At 59.8% G+C, this 24,936-nt stretch carries 20 protein-coding genes; 11 read left to right on the top strand and 9 right to left on the bottom strand.

Annotation, left to right across the window (positions count from 1 at the left end; all coding sequences use genetic code 11):
* Positions 1–173: 173 nt before the first annotated feature.
* From KGA96_RS00120 to KGA96_RS00145, 6 genes are all read right to left on the bottom strand, one after another.
* The gene (locus tag KGA96_RS00120; protein WP_046039496.1) at positions 174–998 is read right to left on the bottom strand and encodes an ABC transporter permease; all 825 of its coding nucleotides are present in this window, start codon (positions 996–998) and stop codon (positions 174–176) included.
* Positions 999–1,010: 12 nt separating this feature from the next.
* Positions 1,011–2,258: an ABC transporter permease gene (locus KGA96_RS00125; protein ID WP_223465338.1), complete on the bottom strand. Its 1,248-nt coding sequence runs from the start codon at positions 2,256–2,258 to the stop codon at positions 1,011–1,013.
* A gap of 226 nt (positions 2,259–2,484) precedes the next feature.
* The gene (locus KGA96_RS00130; RefSeq protein ID WP_223465336.1) at positions 2,485–3,528 is read right to left on the bottom strand and encodes an ABC transporter substrate-binding protein; all 1,044 of its coding nucleotides are present in this window, start codon (positions 3,526–3,528) and stop codon (positions 2,485–2,487) included.
* A 48-nt stretch (positions 3,529–3,576) separates the two neighbouring features.
* On the bottom strand, positions 3,577–4,701 hold the full coding sequence (locus tag KGA96_RS00135) for an ABC transporter ATP-binding protein (protein ID WP_046039490.1): 1,125 nt from the start codon (positions 4,699–4,701) through the stop codon (positions 3,577–3,579).
* Between the two features lie 350 nt (positions 4,702–5,051).
* A complete protein-coding gene (locus KGA96_RS00140) occupies positions 5,052–5,681 on the bottom strand; it encodes a response regulator transcription factor (RefSeq protein ID WP_008051638.1) in 630 nt (209 codons plus the stop codon).
* Positions 5,682–5,783: 102 nt separating this feature from the next.
* Positions 5,784–8,180 (bottom strand): PAS domain S-box protein, encoded by a 2,397-nt coding sequence (locus KGA96_RS00145; protein WP_223465334.1) that lies wholly within the window; start codon positions 8,178–8,180, stop codon positions 5,784–5,786.
* Between the two features lie 73 nt (positions 8,181–8,253).
* Here KGA96_RS00145 and KGA96_RS00150 point away from each other — a divergent pair, with 73 nt between their 5' ends.
* Positions 8,254–9,243 carry an alpha/beta hydrolase family protein gene (locus tag KGA96_RS00150; protein WP_223465332.1) on the top strand — a complete coding sequence of 330 codons (990 nt, stop codon included), beginning with the start codon at positions 8,254–8,256 and terminating at the stop codon, positions 9,241–9,243.
* 138 nt (positions 9,244–9,381) lie between these two features.
* Here the strand turns inward: KGA96_RS00150 and KGA96_RS00155 are convergent, their stop codons facing one another.
* From KGA96_RS00155 to KGA96_RS00165, 3 genes are read right to left on the bottom strand one after another with little or no spacing between them, the layout of a single operon-like run.
* A complete protein-coding gene (locus KGA96_RS00155; RefSeq protein WP_046039485.1) occupies positions 9,382–10,149 on the bottom strand; it encodes a TerB family tellurite resistance protein in 768 nt (255 codons plus the stop codon).
* A gap of 1 nt (position 10,150) precedes the next feature.
* Positions 10,151–10,822 carry an N-acetylmuramate alpha-1-phosphate uridylyltransferase MurU gene (murU, locus tag KGA96_RS00160; protein WP_046039484.1) on the bottom strand — a complete coding sequence of 224 codons (672 nt, stop codon included), beginning with the start codon at positions 10,820–10,822 and terminating at the stop codon, positions 10,151–10,153.
* Complete coding sequence (locus tag KGA96_RS00165) at positions 10,819–11,838, bottom strand: aminoglycoside phosphotransferase family protein (RefSeq protein WP_223465330.1); 1,020 nt, start codon at positions 11,836–11,838, stop codon at positions 10,819–10,821. Before KGA96_RS00165 ends, murU begins: the two co-directional genes overlap by 4 nt.
* Before the next feature lie 130 nt (positions 11,839–11,968).
* Between KGA96_RS00165 and KGA96_RS00170 the strand changes: the two genes are divergently transcribed.
* The 10 genes from KGA96_RS00170 to KGA96_RS00215 all read left to right on the top strand — a co-directional run bounded on the left by KGA96_RS00170 (position 11,969) and on the right by KGA96_RS00215 (position 24,887).
* Positions 11,969–14,803 (top strand): LPS-assembly protein LptD, encoded by a 2,835-nt coding sequence (locus KGA96_RS00170; RefSeq protein ID WP_223511196.1) that lies wholly within the window; start codon positions 11,969–11,971, stop codon positions 14,801–14,803.
* Positions 14,784–16,100, top strand: a complete 1,317-nt coding sequence (surA, locus tag KGA96_RS00175; protein ID WP_404942351.1) for a peptidylprolyl isomerase SurA — start codon at positions 14,784–14,786, stop codon at positions 16,098–16,100. Before KGA96_RS00170 ends, surA begins: the two co-directional genes overlap by 20 nt.
* Positions 16,097–17,086, top strand: coding sequence for a 4-hydroxythreonine-4-phosphate dehydrogenase PdxA (gene pdxA / locus KGA96_RS00180; protein ID WP_046039481.1), 990 nt, complete (start codon positions 16,097–16,099; stop codon positions 17,084–17,086). The genes surA and pdxA overlap by 4 nt, the downstream gene beginning before the upstream one ends.
* Positions 17,083–17,892: a 16S rRNA (adenine(1518)-N(6)/adenine(1519)-N(6))-dimethyltransferase RsmA gene (rsmA, locus tag KGA96_RS00185; RefSeq protein WP_046039480.1), complete on the top strand. Its 810-nt coding sequence runs from the start codon at positions 17,083–17,085 to the stop codon at positions 17,890–17,892. Before pdxA ends, rsmA begins: the two co-directional genes overlap by 4 nt.
* Positions 17,893–18,007: 115 nt before the next feature.
* Positions 18,008–18,388 carry a Co2+/Mg2+ efflux protein ApaG gene (gene apaG, locus KGA96_RS00190; RefSeq protein WP_007980214.1) on the top strand — a complete coding sequence of 127 codons (381 nt, stop codon included), beginning with the start codon at positions 18,008–18,010 and terminating at the stop codon, positions 18,386–18,388.
* A complete protein-coding gene (locus KGA96_RS00195) occupies positions 18,388–19,269 on the top strand; it encodes a symmetrical bis(5'-nucleosyl)-tetraphosphatase (RefSeq protein WP_046039478.1) in 882 nt (293 codons plus the stop codon). Before apaG ends, KGA96_RS00195 begins: the two co-directional genes overlap by 1 nt.
* A gap of 33 nt (positions 19,270–19,302) precedes the next feature.
* A complete protein-coding gene (glpE, locus tag KGA96_RS00200) occupies positions 19,303–19,632 on the top strand; it encodes a thiosulfate sulfurtransferase GlpE (RefSeq protein WP_008051614.1) in 330 nt (109 codons plus the stop codon).
* Positions 19,633–19,929: 297 nt separating this feature from the next.
* Positions 19,930–21,852, top strand: coding sequence for a PrkA family serine protein kinase (locus tag KGA96_RS00205; protein ID WP_007982655.1), 1,923 nt, complete (start codon positions 19,930–19,932; stop codon positions 21,850–21,852).
* 204 nt (positions 21,853–22,056) lie between these two features.
* Positions 22,057–23,328, top strand: a complete 1,272-nt coding sequence (locus KGA96_RS00210) for a YeaH/YhbH family protein (RefSeq protein WP_007993202.1) — start codon at positions 22,057–22,059, stop codon at positions 23,326–23,328.
* Positions 23,325–24,887: a SpoVR family protein gene (locus tag KGA96_RS00215; protein ID WP_046039475.1), complete on the top strand. Its 1,563-nt coding sequence runs from the start codon at positions 23,325–23,327 to the stop codon at positions 24,885–24,887. The genes KGA96_RS00210 and KGA96_RS00215 overlap by 4 nt, the downstream gene beginning before the upstream one ends.
* Positions 24,888–24,936 lie beyond the last annotated feature (49 nt).

Consider the following 24,936-nt stretch of genomic DNA (forward strand, 5'->3'; position numbering starts at 1 on the left):
AGCTGGGGATTGGGCTTTGTCTGCCATTCAGGTCGTGAATGACCAAACAGACACTGGAGATCCAATGTAGGAGCGAGCCTGCTCGCGAAGACGGACTGACAGTCACTATGGATGTCGACTGATCGTCCGCTATCGCGAGCAGGCTCGCTCCTACAGTTGATTGGTGTGGAGGCTTAAACCTGCGCAGTACGCAGTTTCTCGCTACGCCCACGCAGCCATTCCAGGGTCAGCAGCAGGATCACCGAGAAGGCAATCAGCAGCGTCGCGGCGGCGGCGATGGTCGGGCTGAGGTTTTCGCGGATACCGCTGAACATCTGCCGTGGCAGGGTCGCTTGTTCGGGGCCGGCAAGGAACAGCGTCACCACCACTTCATCGAACGAAGTCGCAAAGGCAAACAGCGCCCCGGAGATCACGCCCGGCGCAATCAGTGGCAAGGTCACCCGGCGGAACGTGGTCAGCGGCGAAGCGCCCAGGCTTGCCGCAGCCCGTACCAGGTTCTGGTTGAACCCCTGCAAGGTCGCCGACACTGTGATGATCACAAACGGGACACCGAGCACGGCATGCACGACGATCAGCGAGGTATAGCTGTTGCCAAATCCCAGTGGAGCGAAGGTCAGGTAACTGGCCACACCAATGATCACCACCGGCACCACCATCGGCGAAATCACTAGCGCCATCACCAGCGGCTTGCCCGGGAAATCGCCTCGGGTCAGGCCGATCGCCGCCAGCGTGCCGAAGATCATCGCCAGTACCGTCGCTGCCGGGGCCACGATGATGCTGTTCTTCAACGAACGCATCCATTCCGCCGAGGCAAAGAAATCCTGGTACCAGTGCAGCGAAAAGCCTTGCAGCGGATAGACCAGAAAACTCCCCGAGTTGAACGACAGCGGAATGATCACCAGCACCGGCAGGATCAGGAACAACAGAATCAAGCCGCAGAGAATCCGCAAGCTGTAGAACCACACCCGTTCGATGGGCGACATATAAGGACTCAGCATTTCGTTCTCCCCTTAGCTCAGGCGCAGGCGGCTTGCGCCCACCAGCCAGCTGTAAATCAGATAAAGCACGACCGTCGCGAGCAACAGCAGCCCACCGAGTGCGGTCGCCATGCCCCAGTTGATGCTGGTGTTGGTGTAGAAGGCGACGAAGTAGCTGACCATCTGGTCGTTCGGGCTGCCCAGCAATGCCGGGGTGATGTAGTAGCCGATGGCGAGGATGAACACCAACAGGCAACCGGCGCCTACACCGGCATAGGTCTGCGGGAAGTACACCCGCCAGAAACTGGCGAACGGATGGCAGCCGAGGGAAATCGCAGCGCGCATATAGGTCGGCGAGATGCCTTTCATCACGCTGTAGATCGGCAGGATCATGAACGGCAGCAGGATATGCACCATCGAGATATAGACACCGACGCGGTTGAACACCAACTCGATCGGCTTATCGATGATGCCCATGGCCATCAGGCCGCTGTTGATCAGGCCACCCGATTGCAGCAAAACGATCCACGCCGCGACTCGAACCAGAATCGACGTCCAGAACGGCAACAGCACCAGAATCATCAGCAAGTTGCTCTGGCGCGACGGCAGGTTGGCCAGCAGGTAAGCCAGTGGATACGCCAGCACCAGGCAGATCACGGTGATGACCAGACCCATCCAGAAGGTGCGGGCGAAGATGTCGAGGTAGATCGCCTGATCCGGGGTGGCCGGGGCGACTTCGCCGAGGTCGTCGATGCGATGATCGACAGCCGCCAGCAGGTAATACGGGGTAATGCTGCTGGTGTTGCGGCGTACCGCTTGCCAGTAGGCCGGGTCACCCCAACGCTCATCGAGGCCTTCCAGTGCTTCTTTATAAGAAGCCGGCTCAGTGGCGAGCGGCAAGGCGCGGGCGGTTTTGGTCAGCAGGCTGCGGTAGCCGGCCAGTTCCATGTTCAGGCGCTTGGACAGATCACCCAGGGTCTGATTCTTGCGAGCCTCGGCGAGGTCTTCGGCCGCTGCTTTATAAACCGGTTCAGCGGGCAGGCCGCGGCCGTCCCAACTGGCGATGGCGGTCACGGTGCGCGACATGCCGCCGACCACTTCCGGGTTGCCAACGCTTTTGTAGAGCAGCGCCACGATCGGCACCAGGAACACCAGCAACAGAAACAGCACCAGCGGCGCGATCAACGCCTGGGCCTTCCAGCGGTTGACCCGCTCGGCGTGCTTGAGCCGCTGCTTCAAGGTGGGGCTGGTGCCCTCGTTCAGGGGAACGGCGATAGCCATGACGTACTCCGGGAATCTTTGATCGTTACAGAGGCGGCGAACCGCCCCTGTTGTGTTGAAACACCGCAACCAGTGGGAGCGATTTATGTGGCGAGCGAGCTTGCTCGCGCTGGGCTGCGAAGCGGCCCCAAAATTCTGTTGGCAATTGCCAATTTTGTGAGTGCTGCGCACTCAAGCGGGAGCAAGCTCCCTCGCCACAAAAAACCGCGCCCACATTGGCTTGTGCTTACTTCGCAGCCCAGGCGTTGAAGCGCTGTTCCAGTTGCTCGCCGTTGTCAGCCCAGAAGCTGACATCGATCTGCACCTGGTTGGCGATGTTTTCCGGGGTGGTCGGCATGTCTTTCAGGACATCCTTGCCCAGCAGCGGTACGGCCTGGGTGTTGGCCGGGCCGTAGGCGATGTTTTCCGAATAGGTCTTCTGCTGCTGTGGCATCACCGAGTAGGCGATGAACTTCTTCGCCGCTTCAGCGCGCTTGGCATCCAGACCTTTTGGAATGGCCCATGCGTCGAAGTCGTAGATGCCGCCGTTCCACACGACTTTCAGGTTGCTTTCTTTCTGCACGGCAGCGATACGACCGTTGTAGGCCGAGCTCATGACCACGTCACCGGAAGCGAGGTATTGCGGCGGTTGTGCGCCAGCTTCCCACCACTGGATGTTTGGCTTGAGCTCATCGAGCTTCTTGAACGCGCGGTCCTGACCGTCCTTGCCGGCCAGCACTTTGTAGACGTCCTTCGGCGCAACGCCGTCGGCCATCAGTGCGAATTCCAGGGTGTACTTGGCGCCTTTACGCAGGCCACGCTTGCCCGGGAACTGCTTGGTGTCCCAGAAATCCACCCAGCTGGTCGGTGCGCTTTTCAGTTTGTCGGCGTTGTAGGCCAGCACGGTCGACCATACGAAGAAACCCACGCCGCAAGGCTGGATCGCGCCCTTGACGTAGTCTTCGGTCTTGCCGAACAACTTAGGATCAAGCTGCTCGAACATGTCTTCGTCGCAACCACGGGACAGCTCCGGCGATTCAACCTCTACCAGATCCCAGGACACGCTCTTGGTGTCGACCATGGCCTTGACCTTGGCCATTTCGCCGTTGTACTCGCCGGCCACGATCTTGCCGTTGCCTGCCGCTTCCCACGGTGCGTAGAAGGCTTTGACCTGAGCTGCCTTGTTCGCGCCGCCAAAGGACACCACGGTCAGGTCCGGGCCGGCCGCCATTGCGTGTGCCGCGCCCATCATGCCCAGTGCCAAAGCGGTGAATTTCAGGGATCTCAACATTTATTGTTCTCTCCACGTGCAGGGTTGGTGTTGGTGTTGCCGGGGCGATCAATGCGCCTCTAAAAGAGGATCGAGTGCGCGAACGTGCTCGACCTGCCAGCCAAGCGGTACCACGTCGCCGACGGCGAGCGAGGGATCAAGCTCGGCAATCGGCTGTTTCACGAAGAAGTCGGTCTTGCCGCAGACTTCCATGCGAACCCGGACGTGGTCGCCCAGATAGATGAATTCCTCGACTCGCCCGGAGAAGCGGTTGACGCATTGGTCGCTGGAGCCATTGAGGCTCACTCGCTCCGGACGAATGGACAGGGTCACCGGCTCGCCGGTCTGGCCGACGTTGACCGCCAAGGCTTCAACCTTCTCACCGCGCCCGAGCTCCACAATGCAACGGTCGCCGGTTTGGCTGTGCAGTCGGCCATTGAGGCGGTTGTTCTCACCGATGAAGTTGGCGACGAAGGTGTTTTTCGGCTCTTCGTAGAGGGTGCGCGGTGGCGCGATCTGCTGGATTTCGCCCTGATGGAACACCGCCACACGGTCGGACATGGTCAAGGCTTCGCCCTGATCGTGGGTCACGTAGACCACGGTGACGCCCAGACGCTGGTGCAGGTGCTTGATTTCCATCTGCATGTGTTCACGCAGTTGTTTGTCGAGTGCGCCGAGGGGTTCGTCCATCAGCACCAGTTGCGGCTCGAACACCAGCGCGCGGGCCAATGCCACACGCTGTTGCTGACCGCCGGAAAGCTGCGCCGGGTAGCGCTGGGCGAAGGCATCGAGCTGGACCATGCTCAACACGCGCTTGACCCGGGCACTGACGTCGCTCTTGTTCATGCCGCGTACGGTCAGCGGGAACGCCAGGTTCTCGGCCACCGTCATGTGCGGGAACAATGCGTAGTTCTGGAACACCATGCCGATGTCGCGCTTGTGCGGCGGCACGTTGTTGATGGCGCGCCCGGCCAACAGGATTTCGCCCGCGGTCGGCGTTTCGAAGCCGGCGAGCATCATAAGGCTGGTGGTCTTGCCGGAGCCGGACGGCCCGAGCAACGTGAGGAATTCGCCTTTGCGAATGTCCAGGTTGAGGTCCTTGACGATCAGGTTCTCGCCGTCGTAGCTCTTCTGCACTCCACGAAAGCTGACCAGAACATCATTGGCCCCTGCGCTTGAATCGACCTGGCTCATACCCACACCTTTGTTATTGATGACTGCTGTGGGACTAAGCCTAGTGGACGCTGGGGACCGCGCAAATCGGGGCGCAAGAGAGATTGGCCTCAGCCGGATGGAAGGTTGGGGGTAGGGATTGCCCTACAAGGATGGCGCAAATGGATAAGGCTGCTACAAGTGTCGAGCTGCAAGCCACAAAAGCGAGCAAAACGGCTGTCGCTATTGGATATGCCTGCCATCCCAAACCAGACGGAGATCCCTTGTAGGAGTGAGCCTGCTCGCGATGGCGTCTTGTCAGTCAACATTGCATTGACTGATCCACCGCGATCGCGAGCAGGCTCACTCCTACAGTTTTGATTGCGGTGTTGTTAGAGGAGCTTGTGTTCCATCGCATACTTCACCAGCTCCGCCAGCGAGGTGATGTTGAGCTTCTGCATCAGCCGCGCCTTGTGGGTACTGATGGTTTTGCTGCTCAGCGCCAGTTGCTGGGCGATGTCGTTGACGTTGGCGCCCTGGGCCAGGCGTTCGAACACGGAGAATTCGCGCTCGGAGAGTAACGAATGCAATGGACGCGAGTCGGTAAGACCGACCTCGAAAACCATGCGGTCGGCCAGTTCAGGATCGATATAACGCCCACCTGACGCCACTTTGCGAATGGCCGTCAGCAACAGCGCCGGGTCGCTGTCCTTGGTCGCATAACCGGCAGCGCCCACCTTCAACGCCCGGGCGGCCATCTGCGCTTCGTCATGCATCGACAACACCAGGATCGCCGGTGGATTGTTCAGGGCGCGAATCCGCGGAATCGCTTCCAGGCCGTTGACGCCCGGCATGGAGATATCCAGCAACACCACTTCGCAGGGCACATGACGCAACGTATCGAGCAACTGCTCGCCATTGCTCGCCTCCCCCACTACCAGCAAGTCCTTGGCCAGGCCGATCAACTGCTTGATGCCTTCGCGGACAATGGTGTGGTCTTCGGCTACCAGTACACGGATCACGTTCTTCTCCAGGTTCAAGATCTATCGCGAGCAGGCTCGCTCCCACATTTGGAATGCGTTTCCCCTGCTCGCGAAAGCGTCAGCACAGATACCAAAAATTCTTCAGGCTTCGTCCAGAGGCACGCGCACTTCTAACGTCGTGCCCTCACCCGGCTCACTCTCCAGCGACAACTCGCCGCCCAGGATCAACACCCGCTCACGCATGCCGACGATCCCAAAGGACGTTGGCCTGCCAGGCGCGGCGACAAATCCTACGCCATCATCGCTGACCGTCAGACACAACTCGCCGCCTTCAAGGGTCAGTGTCAGTTCAACAGTATGCGCCTGGGCGTGCCGCATGACATTGGTCAGCGCCTCCTGAAGGATTCGAAACAGGCCGATTGCCTTTGCATCGCTGAGCATTGGCAAATTGTCCGGCACCTGCACCAGACACGGGATCTGCGTACGCGCCTCAAATCGTCGGGCCTGCCACTCAATGGCCGAGGCGATGCCAGCGTCGAGAATCGGCGGTCGCAATGCTGTGGCCACATCGCGGACCAACTGAAACAACTGAGCGATCAAGCGCTTCATGCTGTTCAAGCGCTCGTTCAGACCCGGATCAAGCTGGGCGTAGGCCAGTTCACACATGGAGGTTTCCAGCTTCAACACGGTGAGCATCTGACCCAACTCGTCGTGAACTTCCCGGGCAATGCGCGCCTTTTCTTCTTCGCGCACGCTTTCCAGGTGCGCGGACAACTCACGCAGTTGCTCCCGGGAACTGGCCAGTTCAAGTTCGATGCGCTTGCTCTCGCTGATGTCCCAGACGATCCCGTCCCACACATAGGCGCCGTCCTCCAGCCGACGGGTGATGGCCTTGATTTCCGCCCAGCGCTGTTCGCCCTGACGCGTGAGGATTCGCCCCTGCCACGACCAGTCGCTGTCGGTATCCAGCGCATGATCCTGGGTCTGGTGATAGCTGGCCTTGTCATCCGGATGCACGAGACTGCGCAGGCCTTTATCGCGATGGGCCAGCGTGGCCGGCGAGTAACCCACCAGGCTTTCGCTGCCTTCGCTGATGTAGGCAAAGTCGATCTGATCGGTCACCGGCGCCCGCTCCAGCCGGAAGACCAGTCCCGGAACGTTGGCGGCGATGCCCTGCAGCCGCGCCTCGCTTTCCTGCAAGGCCGCCAGGGCACGACGCCGCTCGGTGACATCGTTGAGGTAAACCACCAGGTATTCGCCATCGCGAAAGCGCAGAAAACTCAACGAGACATCGGCCGGCAGGATGCTGCCATCGGCCCGCACGCAATTGGATTCGAAGCTTTGCGGGCCGTCTTCACTGGCCCGGGCGCGCTTCCACAGGTTCAGCCAACGGTCCATGTGCAGGCCAGGCTCGAAATCGATCAGGGGCCGATCGATGATCCCGCCGGCCGGATAGCCCAGCATGTTTTCCGCCGCGCGGTTGGCGTAGCGCACATGGCTGTCCCAGTTGACCCAGAGGATGCCGACGGTGCTCTGGTCGATGGAAAACTGCGTAAGTCGCAAGGCCTCTTCGCTGGCGGCGCGCAAGGCGATGTCTTCTTGCGCGGCCAGCAGGCGCAATTCCAGGCTGTGCTGCTGGCGACGCTGCCAGAACACAATGGCCATGCAACTCAACGCCAGCACGGCCAGCAACAGACAGAGGTTTTGCCAAAACCCCGGCGACTCGGTGAGCCGCGGATACTTGGGTTGCAGCCATTGATTGTGCAGTTGCTCCAGATCCTTGGCCGGGATCGCCCGCAATGCACTTTCGACGATGTCCGCCAGTTCCGGCTTGTCGCGGAGCGTGGCCACCCGCAGCAACTGCGGCAGGCCGACATCCCCCACTACCACTAATCCGGAGAACTCCGTCTCGACCGACAAGCGTCCCAGCTGCGCCTCATCGATCACCGCATAAGTTGCCTGCTGGCCGACCAATAATTGCAATGCCTGGCGCTCCATCGGTACGCCTTGCAGATTCAGGTGCGGGTAGTTGCCGCGCAGGTAATCGGCGATGGCACTGGGCATGCGCACGGCGACGCGGGTCTGGCTGTCGAGCTTTTCCAGCTCGACAGCGCCAGCGCTTTTCTGGTCGCTGACCACCAGCTGCGGCACCCGCATGTAGGGGTCGGAAAACTGCCAGAGGCGCAGCCCGCCAGGGGTCTGGGTCAGCCCCGGGGCGATGTCGATTTCGCCCTCGCGGGCCGCGGCTTCCAATTGCTCAAGGTCGGGAAAATTGCGCCAGCTCAGTTCGACATTGAGGTTTTTTGCGAGCCACTTCATCAACTCGACGTTCACCCCGGACAGGCGCTGCAAGCGGCGATCGTATTGCGCATAGGGCGCCTGCAACACCACGCCGACCCGCAACTCGCTCTGCTGCGCCAGCCAGTGCTGTTGTTTCGGGGACAGTTGGGCAATGGGCGCCGGAGGCGCGGCGGCCGCCCAGCCCATCAAGGGAAACCACAAACAGCCGATAACCCACAGGCAGCGAAAACGCATCATTGAACTCTCACACACTGACAAATACTGACCAACCCATTAGGCTGCCGGAACATCTTCTGGCCTGGAATATCCGATGCCCCCTGTCTACCGCCTGGCACTGCCAGCATTGTGCCTGTCGCTGATCCTGCCTTGCGCTTTTTCCGTCAAGGCGGCCGACCCGGCGCCCGCCGCGGAGGAAAAAACCGCCGAAGAAAAACCACTCGAACGTCAGCCGCTGCCTGAGCGCAGTCAGGAGGAAGCGGCTGCACTTGAGCGAAAAATCCCGCCTCAGGAACAGCAACAACTGCAAGCGGGCACCGACACATTCCTGGCCTTGTGGAAGCCGGCCAATACCGCCGAACCCAAAGGCGCGGTGATTATCATCCCGGGCGCCGGCGAAACCGTTGACTGGCCGCAAGCGATCGGCCCTTTGCGGCGCAAATTGCCGGATGCCGAATGGAGCAGCCTGAGTATCACCTTGCCGGACCTGCAAAGCGATGCCATTGCGCCACGAATCGTCGAAGCCGCGCCGGCACCCAAGCCCTCCGAAACCGGCAGTAAAGACTCGACCACAGCAGCCCCTATCGAACAAGTGGCCGGTGGCGAGGCCGATATGGCCGACAAGGCCATCGCCGAAACCACCGAGGAACAGTCCAAGGCAGATGCCGAGCGCATCTTTGCCCGGATCGACGCCGCGATCGCCTTCGCCGAACAGCAAAGCGCCCGCAGTATTGTGGTGTTGGGGCATGGTTCGGGCGCCTATTGGGCCGCGCGCTACCTGAGCGATAAGCAGCCATCGCAGGTCGAAAAACTGGTGATGGTTGCCGCCCGGACACCTGTGGCGGCCACGCCCGGGCTGGCAGAGCTGACCCCGACCCTGAAACTGCCGACCGCGGATATTTTCTACAAGGACAACGCGCAGGATCGCAACGCAGCACTGGAACGCCTGCAGGCCAGCAAACGCCAGAAATCATCGGCATTCAGCCAGGTCGCGCTCAAGGCGTTGCCGGATACCAAGGCCGAACAGGAGCAACTGTTCCGTCGGGTGCGGGGTTGGTTGAATCCGCAGAACCCGGCGGACTGACAGACCGAAGAGCCTTCATCGCGGGCAAGCCACGCTCCCACAGGTTTTATGCCGATCACAAAATTGCGATCGACACAAAACCTGTGGGAGCGAGCTCGCTCGCGATAGCGGCATCACTGGCGACGCAAATTTTCCGGGCTAGCGAAAATCCCGCCGCTCCCGAATCAGCGTGTAGGCGTTATGCAGTTCACGCGTTCGCTCGGTGGCTTCACGAACCTGCGTCGCCGTCGCGCCAGTGCCGGCAATCTTGTCCGGATGATGGCGACTGAGCAGGCGCCGATAAGCACGCTTGATCTGTGCCGGCTCAGCGGTGGCCGACACCCCCAAAAGCCTCAGCGCGTCCTGATAACTGGGCACGCTGTTACCCAATGGTCGCTTCTGCGGCTCATAGTCGTGGGCCAACGCCTGCACCTGATGGGATGTCCAGCCCAGCCACTTGCCCCATTGGCCGATCAATTGACGTTCACTGCTGCCGGCACGACCATCGGCCCAGACCATTCGCCAGCAGGCGCGCAACACACCTTCTGCCGCATGGGGCTGGGCACTCAGGCGACGCAGATAACCGCGCAGCCGGTCGCGGCCCGACTTGCCGCGATTGAATGCGGCAATCGCACGACGCTGGGCCGACTCGGACATGTCCAGCGAGCGCATTTCCGCCCGGGCCTGTTCGATATGCCCGGCCTTCACCTGGCCATCACACTTGGCCAGGCGCCCCAACAGGACAAACAGCAATTCATCGTTACGCAGCACCGGGCGACCGCCCAGTTTTTCCCGCAAGTGCCCCCAGCTTTGCAGGTGCAAGCGCCTGTCCAGCGCCTGCCCCAACAACGCGCCGAGCATGGCCCCCGGAATGCTGGCTATGGCAAAGCCTGCTCCGGCTCCGATCAGAGTCCCTGGCCAAAGCATCTCAGCGGCTCGCTTCTATTAATGTTTCAACTTCGGCCAGACGCTCGTGAGTGCCGACATCGACCCAGTGCCCCCTCAACTGCTCGCCGCTCACCTGCCCGTCAGCCATGGCCTTGCGCAACAGCGGCGCGAGCTTGAAGGCCCCCGCAGTGCAACCGTCGAACAGCTGCGGATGCAACACGGCGATACCGCTGTAGGTCAGAGTGGCGGCCTCCGGCTGACCATCGTGCACCTGAGTTCCGACCAGGCTGAAGTCCCCGGCCGGATGATGGGGCGGGTTGCTGGCCAGCACCAGGTGCGCCAGGCCGTTGATGGGCTGATGCAACACGCTGAAGTCGTAATCGGTCCAGATGTCGCCGTTGACCACGACAAACGCTTCATCCCCCAGCAACGGCAACGCGCGGAAAATCCCGCCGCCGGTTTCCAGGGGCTCACCTTCGGCCGAGTACTGAATGTTCACGCCATAACGCGAACCATCGCCTAGGTAGTCTTCGATCTGCTGACCGAGCCAAGCGTGATTGATCACGATGTCTATGAACCCGGCGGCGGCCAGCGCTAGCAGGTGATACTCGATGAGCGGCACACCGCCGGCAAGAACCAGCGGTTTTGGCGTGGTCAGGGTCAGCGGGCGCATGCGCTCGCCTTTGCCTGCGGCCAGAATCATTGCCTTCATGCTTGCACTCCGGCGCGCAGACTGGCCAGCAACACATCCAGCTCGGCCAGTTCAGGACGGCGAGCGATCACCGCTTCTATGTACGCAAAGAAACGCGGCACGTCGCCCAGATAACGCGGTTTGCCGTCGCGATGGCAAATGCGCGCGAAAATGCCGATGACTTTCAGGTGACGTTGCACGCCCATCAGGTCGCTGGCACGCTGGAAGTCCTCGAAGTCGGACTGAACCGGAATCCCGAGGGCACCCGCTTGCTGCCAGTAGCTTTCGAGCCAGCCGTGCACGCGCTCCTCGGGCCAACTGAGGAATGCGTCCTTGAAAAGGCAGGTCACGTCGTAGGTCACCGGGCCATACACCGCATCCTGGAAATCCAGCACACCGGGATTGGGTTCGCTGAGCATCAGGTTGCGCGGCATGTAGTCGCGATGCACCAGGACTTTTGGCTGTGCAAGGGCGCTGTCGATCAACAGTTCGCTGACCTGCTGCCAGAGCACTTGCTGCGCCGCGTCGAATTCGATGCCCAGTTCGCGCTTCACGTACCACTCGGGGAACAGCTCCAGCTCGCGACGCAGCAAGGCCACGTCATAGCTCGGCAAAGGCGCAACCATCGGCAACTGCTGGAAAGCCAGCAACGCTTGCAGGGCATCCTTGAACAAATCGTCGGCGTTTTCGCTGTCGATGACGTCCAGATAGGTCTTGTTGCCCAGGTCATTGAGCAAAAGAAAACCGCGCTCGAGGTCGTCGGCATAAATTTTCGGCACATTTATTCCGGATTTCGCCAGCAAAAAGGCGATATCCACGAAAGGTTTACAGTTTTCCTGGGGGGGCGGCGCGTCCATCACGATGAAACTTTTGCCATCGCCTTCCCAACGGAAATACCGCCGGAAACTCGCGTCGCTGCTGGCCGCAGTCAACGTGGCCGGGGGTACGACGCCCCAGCCTTGCTCGGCAAAAAGGGTCGCCAATTGTTCATCGAGCCAAACTTTCAGGTGTTGCAAGCGTACATCTTGATCAGGCATTGCAAGGGTCTCCGACGGCGCTAGCCGTCAAGCGGGTCATGCTTTATTATCCAGCATCTTTTTCAGACCATCGAGAGGCGTGCGGCCCACACCGCGGGCAGATGGCACGCAGGAAGCCCGGACTAATAAGATGGCATTGAAATCCCCCGCGTTTCGTAAAAAATTTCCGTTGTTGGTTACCGGCAGTTTGCTGGCGCTGCAACCCCTTGCCACTTCCTACGTGGTCGCCGCGGAACAGTTTGACTGCTCAGTCTCTGCTTCGGGTTCCTGGGACTGTGCGCCAAAGACGCCGGCGGCTGCATTGCCACCGCGTCCCGTCCATGACGGCAGCGCAGTTTCCGCCACCGGTGAAGCCCCAGCCGAGAACGGTTCCAGCGAAGACGTCGGCGCCAAGCCGGTGCTGGTCACCGAATCCAAAGGCCGTGGCCTGAAGTCGCGTAGCGCAGACTACAGTCACCTCGATTGGGTTCCCCGCGAGCAGCTCACCGCCGCACAATTGGCCGAAACCGGTCCTTATTGCTCTGGTTCCTATATCGAACCGATTCGTCCTGGCATGAATGACAAGACGGATAAAAGTGATGCTCCCACCTTTATCGGCGCAAAAGCCTCCCGCTATAAGCAGGATGAGCAGGTCGCGACCTTGGCCGGTGACGTTGTCATGCGTCAGGGCAGCATGCAGGTCGAAGCCGACGAAGCCAACCTGTACCAGGCCGAGAGCCGTGGCGACCTGAACGGCAACGTGCGCATTCGCGACAACGGCGCCTTGATCGTCGGCGACCACGCCGACGTGCAGCTCGACACCGGTGAAGCCAAGGTCGATAACGCCGAATACGTGATGCACAAATCGCGCATCCGCGGTAATGCGCTGTACGCCAAACGTGCCGAGAACGCGATCATCCGCCTCAAGGACGGTACGTACACCACGTGCGAACCGAACAGCAACGCCTGGCAGCTCAAGGGCAACAACATCACCCTGAACCCGGCCACCGGTTTTGGTACTGCGACCAACGTAACGCTGCGGGTCAAGGACATTCCGGTCCTGTACACGCCGTACATCTATTTCCCGATCGACGACCGTCGCCAATCCGGCTTCCTGCCGCCGACCATCGGTACCGGCAGCGATACCGGCTTCGCGCTTGTCACACCTTACTACTTCAACCTGGCACCGAACTACGACGCCACGTTGTACCCGCGCTACATGGAAAAGCACGGCTTGTTGATGGAAGGCGAATTCCGCTACCTGACCAAGTCCAGCGAAGGCCAGTTCGGTGCGGCGTACCTCAACGACGAAAGCGACGAGCGCGACAAGCAGACCGACGCCGAAAAAACCCGCTACATGTACAACTGGCAGCACAGGGGTGGTCTCGACTCGCGTGTATACACACAAGTCGACTACACCAAGATCAGCGATCCGTATTACTTCCAGGATCTGCAAACTGACCAGATCGGCGTGAAAAGTGCTGACTTCGTAAACCAGCAAGGTTCCGTCAGCTATCGTGGCGACAACTATGTCGCTCGCGTGAACGCTCAGGCTTATCAGCTGGCGACCGTATCGAACATTACGCCGTATGACCGCTTGCCGCAGATCACCTTTGATGGTGCGCTGCCGTATCATCCAAACGGTCTGGATTTTTCGTACAACACCGAAATCGTGCGGTTTGACCGGGATCTGAAAACCGGTACTTACTTTGATGAAGACGGTGGACCGGTTAATGCCGACGGTACCATCGGTACTCCTCGGCTCGATACCAACGTTGTAGGCCTGGCTCGCGCCAATGGCGACCGCCTGAATCTCGCGCCTGCCATCAGCCTGCCGATGAACACGACGTACGGCTTCCTGACACCGAAGCTCAAGTACCAGTACACCCAGTACCAACTGGACCTGGACAGCACCGGCAAAAGCCAAATCGTGCAGCAAAATCAAACCGCAGCTGCAAACGGGACTGAAAATTTCAACGGCCAATTCGACAGCAACCAGAACCGCGGCGTACCGATCGCCAGCATCGACAGCGGCCTGTACTTCGATCGCAATACCCAGTATTTCGGCAAGAACTATCGCCAGACCCTCGAGCCGCGCCTGTTCTACCTGTACGTGCCTGAGGTCGACCAGGAAGATATCCCGGTATTCGATACCAGCGAATACACCTTCAACTATGCGTCGCTGTTCCGTGACAATCGTTTCTCCGGTTCCGACCGTGTCGGCGACGAGAACAAATTGTCCCTGGGCGTGACCAGCCGCTGGATCGAAGACAACGGTTTCGAGCGTCAACGAATCAGTGTCGGCCAGGCCTTGTACTTCAAGGACCGCGAAGTTCAGTTGCCGGGTGTCGATCCAAAACTCCGCGCCGATGCCCAAGCCAGCGTTTCGCCGTACGCACTGGAATACGAATATCGCTGGAACCGCGACTGGCGCACCACGGCCGATTACAACTGGGACCCGGACAGCCGCAGCCCTCGCTCGGGCAGCGCGATGTTCCACTACCAGCCTGAAGACAACCCGAACAAGGTTATCAACGCCGGATATCGCTATCGTAACGACCAGGTGATCTACAACCAGACCACCGGTCAATGGCAGTTCGGTGGCGACTACGGCACCCCTGGCCAGCCTGGCTTCGTGAAGGATTACTACAAGATCCAGCAGCACGACTTCTCGGTGATCTGGCCGATCGTGCCGCAATGGAACGCCATCAGCCGTTGGCAGTATGACTACAACCGCAACCGTACCCTGGAAGCCTTCGGTGGCTTTGAGTACGACAACTGCTGCTGGAAACTGCGCCTGATCAACCGTTACTTTGTTTCCTATGACGAGTTCAGTCAGGAAGCACCGCAAAACGAAAAAGGCGACCATGGCGTCTTCCTCCAAATTGTTCTGAAGGGACTCGGCGGCCTGTCTGGCGCCAAAGTAGAGAGCTTCCTCGACAAAGGCATTCAAGGTTATCGTGAACGTGAAGACCAAGCTTTCTGATTGTCTGCGCCCGCTGATGCTGGGCGCGCTGTTCCTGAGTACTGCGGCAAGCGCTGCAGTGCAGTCCATCGATAAAGTGGTGGCCATCGTCGACAACGACGTGGTCATGCAGAGCCAACTGGACCAACGGGTTCATGAAGTTCAGCAAACCATTGCCAAGCGTGGTTCTGCCGTGCCGCCGGCCAGCGTGCTGGAGCAGCAGGTACTTGAGCGCCTGATCGTCGAAAACCTGCAATTGCAGATCGGCGAGCGCTCCGGCATCCGCATTACCGACGAAGAGTTGAACCAGGCTGTCGGCACCATTGCCCAGCGCAACAACATGTCGGTCGAGCAGTTCCGCGCCGCCCTGACTCGCGACGGTCTATCCTACGACGACGCACGTGAGCAGATTCGCCGCGAAATGGTCATCAGCCGTGTACGCCAGCGTCGGGTCGCCGAACGCATCCAGATCTCCGAGCAGGAAGTGAAGAACTTCCTGGCATCCGACCTGGGCAAAATGCAGCTGTCTGAAGAGTTCCACCTGGCCAACATCCTGATTCCTACACCGGAAAGCGCCAACTCCGACGCGATTCAGAGTGCAGCCAAGCAGGCCGATGCGATTTACCAGCAACTCAAGCAAGGCGCTGACTTCGCTCAGTTGGCAATCGCCAAGTCCGCCAGCGAAACAGCACTGGAAGGTGGGGAAATGGGCTGGCGTAAAGCCGCTCAATTGCCTCCGCCGTTCGATCGCCTGCTGAGCACCATGCCGGTGGGTGACGTCACCCAGCCAATGCGCACCCCGGGCGGCTTCATCATCCTGAAGATCCTCGAAAAGCGTGGCGGCCAGACCCAGATGCGCGATGAAGTGCATGTGCGCCACATCCTGGTCAAACCGAGCCCGATTCGCGACGAAGCAAAAACCAAGGCCCTGGCTGAATCGCTCTACAGCCGAATCGAGGCTGGCGAAGACTTCGGCGAGCTGGCGAAAAGCTACTCGGAAGACCCGGGTTCTGCCCTCAACGGCGGCGACCTGAACTGGATCGACCCGAACGCACTGGTGCCCGAGTTCCGCGAAGTGATGGCCAAGACCCCGCAAGGTCAGCTGTCCAAGCCGTTCCAGACTCAATACGGCTGGCATGTCCTGGAAGTCCTTGGCCGTCGCGCCACCGACAGCACTACACAGGCTCGCGAGCAGCAAGCAATGACCGCTTTGCGTAACCGCAAATACGACGAAGAGCTGCAAACCTGGCTGCGTCAGATCCGTGACGAAGCGTACGTGGAAATCAAACTCCCTGGCACCGACCAGGCAGCGCAGTGAAACCCCAACGTTTCGCGCTGACACCCGGCGAGCCGGCCGGCATAGGTCCCGACCTGTGCCTGCTGCTCGCCTCGCAAGCCCAGCCTCACCCCCTGATTGCCATTACCAGCCGCGACCTGCTCATTGAGCGGGCTGCGCAACTGGGTGTGGCTGTCGATTTGCTGCCGGTCACACCGGACAACTGGCCGGATGCACCCGCGCCAGCCAACAGCCTGTATGTCTGGGATACACCGCTCAAAGCCAAAGTCGTCGCCGGGCAACTGGACAAGGCCAATGCCGCCTTCGTACTGGAAACCCTGACCCGCGCCGGCCAGGGCTGCCTGGACGGAGATTTCGCCGGCATGATTACCGCGCCGGTGCACAAGGGTGTCATCAACGAATCCGGCATCGCCTTTTCCGGGCACACGGAATTCCTCGCCGACCTGACCCACACCGCGCAAGTGGTGATGATGCTGGCCACACGCGGTTTGCGCGTGGCCCTGGTGACCACTCACCTGCCCCTTCGCGAAATTGCCGACGCAATCACGCCGGAGCGCCTGGAACGCGTCACGCGAATCCTGTATGCCGACCTGCAAAACAAGTTCGGCATCGCCCGGCCACGCATCCTGGTCTGCGGGCTCAACCCCCATGCCGGCGAAGGCGGACACCTGGGCCATGAAGAAATCGATATCATCGAACCCACATTAGAGCGCCTGCGCGGCGAGGGTATGGACCTTCGTGGCCCCCTGCCCGCCGACACTCTGTTTACCCCCAAATATCTGGAGCACTGCGATGCAGTGCTGGCGATGTACCACGACCAGGGCCTGCCGGTGCTGAAGTACAAAGGCTTCGGCGCGGCAGTCAACGTGACCCTCGGCTTGCCGATCATCCGCACATCGGTCGACCACGGCACAGCCCTGGACCTGGCCGGCAGCGGCAAGATCGACACCGGCAGCCTGCAAGTCGCCCTGGAAACCGCCTACCAGATGGCCGAGACCCGTTTATGACCGAGCACTACCAACACAAGGCGCGCAAACGCTTTGGCCAGAACTTCCTGCACGATGCCGGCGTTATCGACCGCATCCTGCGCTCCATTCATGCCAAGGCAGAAGACCGCCTGCTGGAAATCGGCCCGGGCCAGGGCGCACTGACCCAAGGCCTGCTCAGCAGCGGCGCGCAACTCGATGTGGTGGAACTGGACAAGGACCTGATCCCGATCCTCAACCAGCAGTTTGCCGGCAAGAGCAACTTCAACCTGCATCAGGGCGATGCACTGAAGTTCGACTTCAACAGCCTGAATGCCGCGCCTGGCAGCCTGCGTGTGGTCGGCAACCTGCCGTACAACATCTCCACGCCGCTGATTTTTCACCTGCTGCACAACTCGCACCTGATCCGCGACATGCACTTCATGCTGCAAAAGGAAGTGGTCGAACGCCTGGCCGCTGGGCCTGGCGGCGGTGACTGGGGTCGCTTGTCGATCATGGTTCAGTACCATTGCCGGGTCGAGCACCTGTTCAACGTCGGACCGGGCGCGTTCAATCCGCCGCCGAAAGTCGACTCGGCCATCGTGCGCCTTGTGCCCCACGCGGTACTGCCACACCCGGCCAAGGATCACCGCCTGCTGGAACGCGTCGTGCGCGAAGCTTTCAACCAGCGCCGCAAAACCCTGCGTAACACCCTCAAGCTGCTGCTGAGCAATGCCGAAATCGAAGCCGCCGGCGTCGATGGCAGCCTGCGCCCCGAGCAACTCGACCTGGCCGCGTTCGTGCGCCTGGCTGACAAGCTCAGCGAACAAAAGCCTGCCGCTGACTGACAGGCGATGAACGCTATCGGGTAGGGCGCCACTCTGGTCTACTACCCGATACTTGGCCTAGACTGAACCCCAACAGCTACGCCCCGCGTCCCGCTTCGTTTTTAAGGCCCCTTGCATGTCCGATCCTCGTTATCAGGTCGACGTCAGCGTCGTCACCCGCTATCTGGCAGAACAATCGCAACCCGAGCATGACCGCTTTGCCTTCGCCTACACCATCACCGTGCAAAATAATGGCGAAATGCCAGCAAAACTGCTTTCACGGCACTGGGTCATCACCGATGGTGACGGGCATGTCGAAGAAGTGCGCGGCGCAGGCGTAGTCGGCCAACAACCGCTGATCGACCCCGGCAAGAGCCACACCTACAGCAGCGGCACGGTCATGACCACCAAGGTCGGCACCATGCAAGGCACCTATCAGATGCTGTCCGACGACGGCAAACACTTCGATGCCATCATCGCGCCCTTCCGCCTGGCGGTGCCCGGAGCCCTGCACTGATGGCAACGTACGCTGTCGGTGACCTGCAAGGCTGTCTTCAAGCCCTGCAATGCCTGCTCAAACAAGTGGCGTTCGACCCACAACGGGATCGTCTGTGGCTGGTGGGCGACCTGGTCAACCGTGGCCCGCAGTCGCTGGAAACCTTGCGCTTCCTCTACAGCATTCGCGAATCGCTGGTGTGCGTGCTCGGCAACCATGACCTGCACCTGCTGGCGGCCGGACGCAACATCGAACGCCTGAAGAAGGCCGACACCCTGCGCGAGATCATTGAAGCGCCCGATAGCGCCGAACTGCTGGAATGGCTGCGCCAGCAAAAACTCATGCACTACGACGAACAGCGCAACCTTGCACTGGTCCATGCCGGCATTCCACCGCAGTGGTCGCTGCGCAAAGCCTTGAAATGTGCTGCCGAAGTCGAGACCGCCTTGCGTGACGACAACATGTTGCCGCCCTACCTCGATGGCATGTACGGCAACGATCCGGCGAAATGGGACAACGACCTCAAAGGCGTGACGCGCCTGCGGGTGATCACCAACTATCTCACGCGCATGCGCTTTTGCACCGCCGAAGGCAAACTCGACCTCAAGAGCAAGGAAGGTCTTGATACCGCACCAGCAGGCTACAAGCCCTGGTTCCAGCACAAGGAACGCAAGACCAAGGATCTGAAGATCATCTTCGGTCACTGGGCAGCACTGGAAGGCAAGTGCGACGAGCCGGGTATCTCGGCCCTCGACACCGGTTGCGTCTGGGGCGGCGCCCTGACCCTGATGAACGTCGACAGCCTTGAGCGCCGGTCCTGCAAATGCGACGAACACGGTCATGCCGTGCCGCCAGTCGCCTCATCCATTCCCCAAACATCGCCAGCCAGCGCCCCGCGCTAGACTGCCCATTCAGCCGAGCCACAGGAGCCCGCCATGAGCGAATTCAAACGTATCCCCCCGGAACAGGCCCAGGCCCTGCGCGAACAAGGCGCAGTGGTGGTCGACGTCCGCGACCCGGCCACTTTTGCCGCCCTGCACATCGCAGGCTCGAAGCATCTGGACAATCATTCCCTGCACGCTTTCATCCAGGGTGCCGACCTCGATGCACCGACCGTGGTGGTCTGCTATCACGGCAATTCCAGCCAGGGCGCGGCCGCCTACCTGATCAGCCAGGGCTTCTCCGACGTCTACAGCATGGATGGCGGATTCGAGTTGTGGCGTACGACGTATCCTGCGGAAACGGCGCAAGGCACCACTGAATAATTTTTTTGTAACGTTGCAAGCCCCGACTCTCGCGGGCTGGCGCGGTGGCAGACGAACGGTCTGCCACAACTAATTACGTATCTCGCCTTTACCTCCCGAATTCCCAACTATCCTTAAGCCCAGGCCATCCAAAACAGGGGAGAGCCGGTACACCGGCGCACGGGTCATCGGGAGTAGCTTTCGGAGTAGTCAGCTCCGGGAGAGTTCTGGGGGGTAAACAGCAATCGCCTGTACGGTTGCTGCCAGCATCGACTGAGTGATCCGGCGTCGGCTCCACGTATCGAGCGAGGTGACGTCATGAGTATCTTTAGCCACTTCCAACAACGCTTCGAGTCCACACGCCAGGAAGAACTCTCTCTGCAAGAGTATCTTGAGCTGTGCAAAAAAGACCGCAGCGCCTACGCTTCTGCCGCCGAGCGTCTGTTACTGGCCATCGGTGAACCAGAACTGCTCGACACCTCGACCAACTCGAGACTGTCGCGCATCTTCTCCAACAAGGTCATCCGCCGCTATCCGGCCTTTGAAGACTTCCACGGGATGGAAGAATGCATTGACCAGATCGTGTCGTATTTCCGCCATGCCGCTCAGGGCCTGGAAGAGAAGAAACAGATCCTTTACCTGCTCGGCCCTGTCGGTGGTGGTAAATCGTCCCTGGCCGAGAAGCTCAAACAACTGATGGAAAAAGTGCCCTTCTATGCCATCAAGGGCTCGCCGGTTTTCGAGTCGCCCCTGGGCCTGTTCAACTCCACTGAAGATGGAGCGATCCTGGAGGAGGACTTCGGCATTCCACGGCGCTACCTCAACACCATCATGTCGCCATGGGCGACCAAGCGCCTGGCTGAATTCGGTGGCGACATCAGTCAGTTCCGCGTGGTGAAACTCTATCCGTCGATCCTCAACCAGATCGCCGTGGCCAAGACCGAACCAGGCGATGAAAACAACCAGGACATCTCGGCACTGGTGGGTAAGGTCGATATCCGCAAACTGGAAGAATTCCCACAGAACGACGCTGATGCATACAGCTACTCGGGCGCACTGTGCCGGTCCAACCAGGGCCTGATGGAGTTCGTCGAAATGTTCAAGGCACCGATCAAGGTGCTGCACCCATTGCTGACCGCCACCCAGGAAGGCAACTACAACAGTACCGAAGGCCTCGGCGCAATTCCGTTCACCGGGATCCTGCTGGCGCACTCCAACGAATCGGAGTGGCACACCTTCCGCAACAACAAGAACAACGAAGCTTTCATCGACCGGATCTACATCGTCAAAGTGCCGTACTGCCTGCGGGTCAGTGACGAAGTGAAGATCTACGACAAGCTGCTGTTCAACAGTTCGCTGGCCAAGGCGCATTGCGCGCCGGATACCCTGAAGATGCTGGCCCAGTTCACCGTGCTCTCGCGCCTCAAGGAGCCGGAAAACTCCAACATCTACTCGAAGATGCGCGTGTACGACGGCGAGAACCTCAAGGACACCGATCCGAAAGCCAAGTCGATCCAGGAATACCGCGACAATGCGGGCGTCGACGAAGGCATGAACGGACTCTCGACCCGCTTCGCGTTCAAGATCCTGTCGAAGGTATTCAACTTCGATCCGCACGAAATTGCCGCCAACCCGGTGCACTTGCTCTACGTGCTGGAACAACAGATCGAGCAGGAACAGTTCCAGGCCGAGACCCGCGAACGCTATCTGCGCTTCCTCAAGGAGTACCTGGCACCGCGCTACATCGAATTCATCGGCAAGGAGATCCAGACTGCCTACCTCGAGTCCTACAGCGAGTACGGCCAGAACATCTTCGATCGTTATGTGCTGTACGCCGACTTCTGGATCCAGGACCAGGAATACCGCGACCCGGAAACCGGCGAGATCCTCAACCGCGTAGCGTTGAACGAAGAACTGGAGAAAATCGAAAAACCGGCCGGCATCAGCAATCCGAAGGACTTCCGCAACGAAATCGTCAACTTCGTCCTGCGCGCCCGGGCCAACAACAACGGCAAGAACCCGACCTGGCTCAGCTACGAAAAACTGCGGGTGGTCATCGAGAAGAAAATGTTCTCCAACACCGAGGACCTGCTGCCAGTCATCAGCTTCAATGCCAAGGCAAGCAAAGAGGACCAGCAGAAACACAACGACTTCGTCACACGGATGGTCGAGCGGGGCTACACCGACAAACAGGTACGACTGCTGTCCGAGTGGTACCTGCGGGTCAGAAAATCACAATAACCCGCTGCCGGTCAGACCGGTTGTCGTCAGCCAGAGGCCTGTGTATGCATTTTCTGTTACACAAGCCTCTGGAAGGTGTTCGAAAGTCGGTAGCGAGTTCAAGCAGCATCCACAGCGCTTGGGGGAGCGTCGTACATCCCTTGGCTCTCAGTCCTTTGCTGCATCACCGCTCGCCCCTTTCAGGACAGCTTCTAAGGAGCAGTCATGAGCTATGTGATCGACCGACGTCTCAATGGCAAGAACAAGAGCACGGTGAACCGCCAGCGGTTTCTGCGGCGCTACCGTGATCACATCAAAAAGGCTGTCGAAGAGGCGGTCAGCCGGCGCTCCATTACCGATATGGAACACGGCGAACAAATCAGCATTCCCGGTCGCGACATCGACGAGCCGGTGCTTCACCACGGTCGCGGTGGCAAGCAGACGGTCGTGCACCCGGGCAACAAGGAATTCACCAGCGGCGAACATATCGCCCGTCCACCGGGAGGCGGTGGCGGCAGAGGCCCCGGCAAGGCTGGCAATTCCGGCGAAGGGATGGACGAATTCGTCTTCCAGATCACCCAGGAAGAGTTTCTCGAATTCATGTTCGAGGACCTCGAACTGCCCAACCTGGTCAAGCGCAACCTGACCGGCACCGACACCTTCAAGACCGTGCGGGCCGGAATCAGTAATGAGGGCAACCCGTCGCGGATCAACATCATCCGCACCCTGCGCTCAGCCCACGCCCGGCGAATCGCCCTGTCCGGCAGCAGCCGGGCAAAACTGCGCGAAGCCAAAGAGGAACTTCTGCGACTCAAGCAGGAGGAACCGGATAACTTCGGCGATATTCAAGAAATCGAAGCAGAAATCGAAAAACTCAGCGCGCGCATTCACCGCATACCGTTTCTCGACACATTCGACCTCAAGTACAACCTGCTCATCAAGCAACCCAACCCCAGTTCCAAGGCCGTGATGTTCTGCCTGATGGACGTGTCCGGCTCGATGACCCAGGCGACCAAGGACATCGCCAAGCGCTTCTTTATCCTGCTGTACCTGTTTCTCAAGCGTAACTACGAAAAGATCGACGTCGTATTCATCCGCCATCACACCAGCGCCCGCGAAGTGGATGAAGAGGAATTTTTCTACTCCCGGGAAACCGGCGGCACCATCGTCTCCAGCGCCCTGAAACTGATGCAGGAGATCATGGCCGAGCGTTATCCGAGCAACGAGTGGAACATCTATGCCGCCCAGGCCTCCGACGGTGACAACTGGAACGACGACTCTCCGATCTGCCGCGACATCCTGATCAACCAGATCATGCCATTCGTGCAGTACTACACTTACGTTGAGATCACCCCGCGCGAACACCAGGCCCTGTGGTTCGAGTACGAGCGCATCGCCGAAGCCTTTTCCGACACTTTTGCCCAGCAACAACTGGTCTCGGCCGGGGATATCTATCCGGTCTTCCGTGAACTCTTCCAGCGCAGGTTAGTGACATGACCGCCAAAGAGCAGAAACGCCAACCCATTTCCACCGGCTCCGAATGGACGTTCGAGCTGATCCAGGCCTACGACCGCGAAATCAGTCGTATTGCGGCTGGCTACGCACTCGATACGTACCCCAACCAGATCGAAGTGATCACCGCCGAGCAAATGATGGACGCCTATGCCTCGGTCGGTATGCCGCTGGGTTATCACCACTGGTCCTACGGCAAGCACTTCCTCAGCACCGAAAAGTCCTACAGCCGCGGCCAGATGGGGCTGGCTTACGAGATCGTGATCAACTCCGACCCCTGCATCGCCTACCTGATGGAAGAAAACACCATCTGCATGCAGGCGCTGGTGGTGGCCCATGCCTGCTATGGGCACAACAGCTTTTTCAAAGGCAACTACCTGTTCCGCACCTGGACTGACGCCAGCTCGATCATCGATTACCTGGTGTTTGCCAAGCAGTACATCATGCAGTGCGAAGAACGCCACGGTATCGACGCGGTCGAGGACTTGCTCGACTCCTGCCATGCCCTGATGAACTATGGTGTCGACCGCTACAAACGCCCTTACCCGATCTCCGCGGAAGAAGAACGTCGCCGGCAAAAGGACCGGGAAGAACATCTGCAGAAACAGATCAACGATCTGTGGCGCACCATTCCCAAGGGCGCGGACAAGTACAGCGACAAGGACAACGCACGCTTCCCCGCCGAACCTCAGGAAAACATCCTGTACTTCATCGAAAAACACGCGCCACTGCTGGAGCCATGGCAGCGGGAAATCGTGCGCATCGTGCGCAAGATCGCCCAGTATTTTTATCCACAGCGTCAGACCCAGGTGATGAATGAAGGCTGGGCCACGTTCTGGCACTACACCCTGATGAACGACCTGTACGACGAGGGCCTGGTCACCGACGGCTTCATGATGGAGTTCCTGACATCCCACACCAGCGTGGTCTTTCAGCCGGGCTTCGACAGCCCTTACTACAGCGGAATCAACCCCTACACTCTCGGGTTTGCCATGTACCGGGACATCCGGCGCATGTGCGAAGAACCCACCGAGGAAGATCGCCGCTGGTTCCCGGAAATTGCCGGCACCGACTGGCTGGCAGCCATCAAGTTCGCTATGAGCAGCTTCAAGGATGAGAGCTTCATCCTGCAGTACCTGTCGCCCAAGGTGATCCGCGACCTGAAGCTGTTCAGCATTCTCGATGACGACCAGAAGGATGACCTGCTGGTACCCGCCATTCACGACGAAGGTGGCTACCGCATCATCCGTGAAACCCTCGCGGCACAGTACAACCTGGGTAATCGCGAACCCAACGTGCAGATCTATAGCATCGACCGGCGTGGTGACCGCTCCCTGACCCTGCGCCACCAACAACACGACCGCAAACCGCTGGGAGAGTCCACCGAGGAAGTGCTCAAGCACTTGCACCGCCTCTGGGGTTTCGACATTCACCTGGAAACGCTGCAGGGCGATCAGGTCATGAAAACCCATCATGTGCCGCCCCGGAGCGAGCACAGCGAAGGCGATTACGGCCGCCTGGACCTGGCCGTCATCCATCTTTGATCCGGTTTGTGCCTCCGAAAGCTCGATGCAACGGTTATCCTGTCGAGCT

Source organism: Pseudomonas sp. GL-R-26 (assembly GCF_019947365.1).
Taxonomy (GTDB): Bacteria; Pseudomonadota; Gammaproteobacteria; order Pseudomonadales; family Pseudomonadaceae; genus Aquipseudomonas.

Coding starts and splice junctions, on each gene's coding strand:
- KGA96_RS00120 (WP_046039496.1), bottom strand. CDS start 998: ATGCTGAGTCCTTATATGTCGCCCATCGAACGGGTGTGGTTCTACAGC.
- KGA96_RS00125 (WP_223465338.1), bottom strand. CDS start 2,258: ATGGCTATCGCCGTTCCCCTGAACGAGGGCACCAGCCCCACCTTGAAG.
- KGA96_RS00130 (WP_223465336.1), bottom strand. CDS start 3,528: ATGTTGAGATCCCTGAAATTCACCGCTTTGGCACTGGGCATGATGGGC.
- KGA96_RS00135 (WP_046039490.1), bottom strand. CDS start 4,701: ATGAGCCAGGTCGATTCAAGCGCAGGGGCCAATGATGTTCTGGTCAGC.
- KGA96_RS00145 (WP_223465334.1), bottom strand. CDS start 8,180: ATGATGCGTTTTCGCTGCCTGTGGGTTATCGGCTGTTTGTGGTTTCCC.
- KGA96_RS00150 (WP_223465332.1), top strand. CDS start 8,254: ATGCCCCCTGTCTACCGCCTGGCACTGCCAGCATTGTGCCTGTCGCTG.
- KGA96_RS00155 (WP_046039485.1), bottom strand. CDS start 10,149: ATGCTTTGGCCAGGGACTCTGATCGGAGCCGGAGCAGGCTTTGCCATA.
- murU (WP_046039484.1), bottom strand. CDS start 10,822: ATGAAGGCAATGATTCTGGCCGCAGGCAAAGGCGAGCGCATGCGCCCG.
- KGA96_RS00165 (WP_223465330.1), bottom strand. CDS start 11,838: ATGCCTGATCAAGATGTACGCTTGCAACACCTGAAAGTTTGGCTCGAT.
- KGA96_RS00170 (WP_223511196.1), top strand. CDS start 11,969: ATGGCATTGAAATCCCCCGCGTTTCGTAAAAAATTTCCGTTGTTGGTT.
- rsmA (WP_046039480.1), top strand. CDS start 17,083: ATGACCGAGCACTACCAACACAAGGCGCGCAAACGCTTTGGCCAGAAC.
- apaG (WP_007980214.1), top strand. CDS start 18,008: ATGTCCGATCCTCGTTATCAGGTCGACGTCAGCGTCGTCACCCGCTAT.
- KGA96_RS00195 (WP_046039478.1), top strand. CDS start 18,388: ATGGCAACGTACGCTGTCGGTGACCTGCAAGGCTGTCTTCAAGCCCTG.
- glpE (WP_008051614.1), top strand. CDS start 19,303: ATGAGCGAATTCAAACGTATCCCCCCGGAACAGGCCCAGGCCCTGCGC.
- KGA96_RS00205 (WP_007982655.1), top strand. CDS start 19,930: ATGAGTATCTTTAGCCACTTCCAACAACGCTTCGAGTCCACACGCCAG.
- KGA96_RS00210 (WP_007993202.1), top strand. CDS start 22,057: ATGAGCTATGTGATCGACCGACGTCTCAATGGCAAGAACAAGAGCACG.
- KGA96_RS00215 (WP_046039475.1), top strand. CDS start 23,325: ATGACCGCCAAAGAGCAGAAACGCCAACCCATTTCCACCGGCTCCGAA.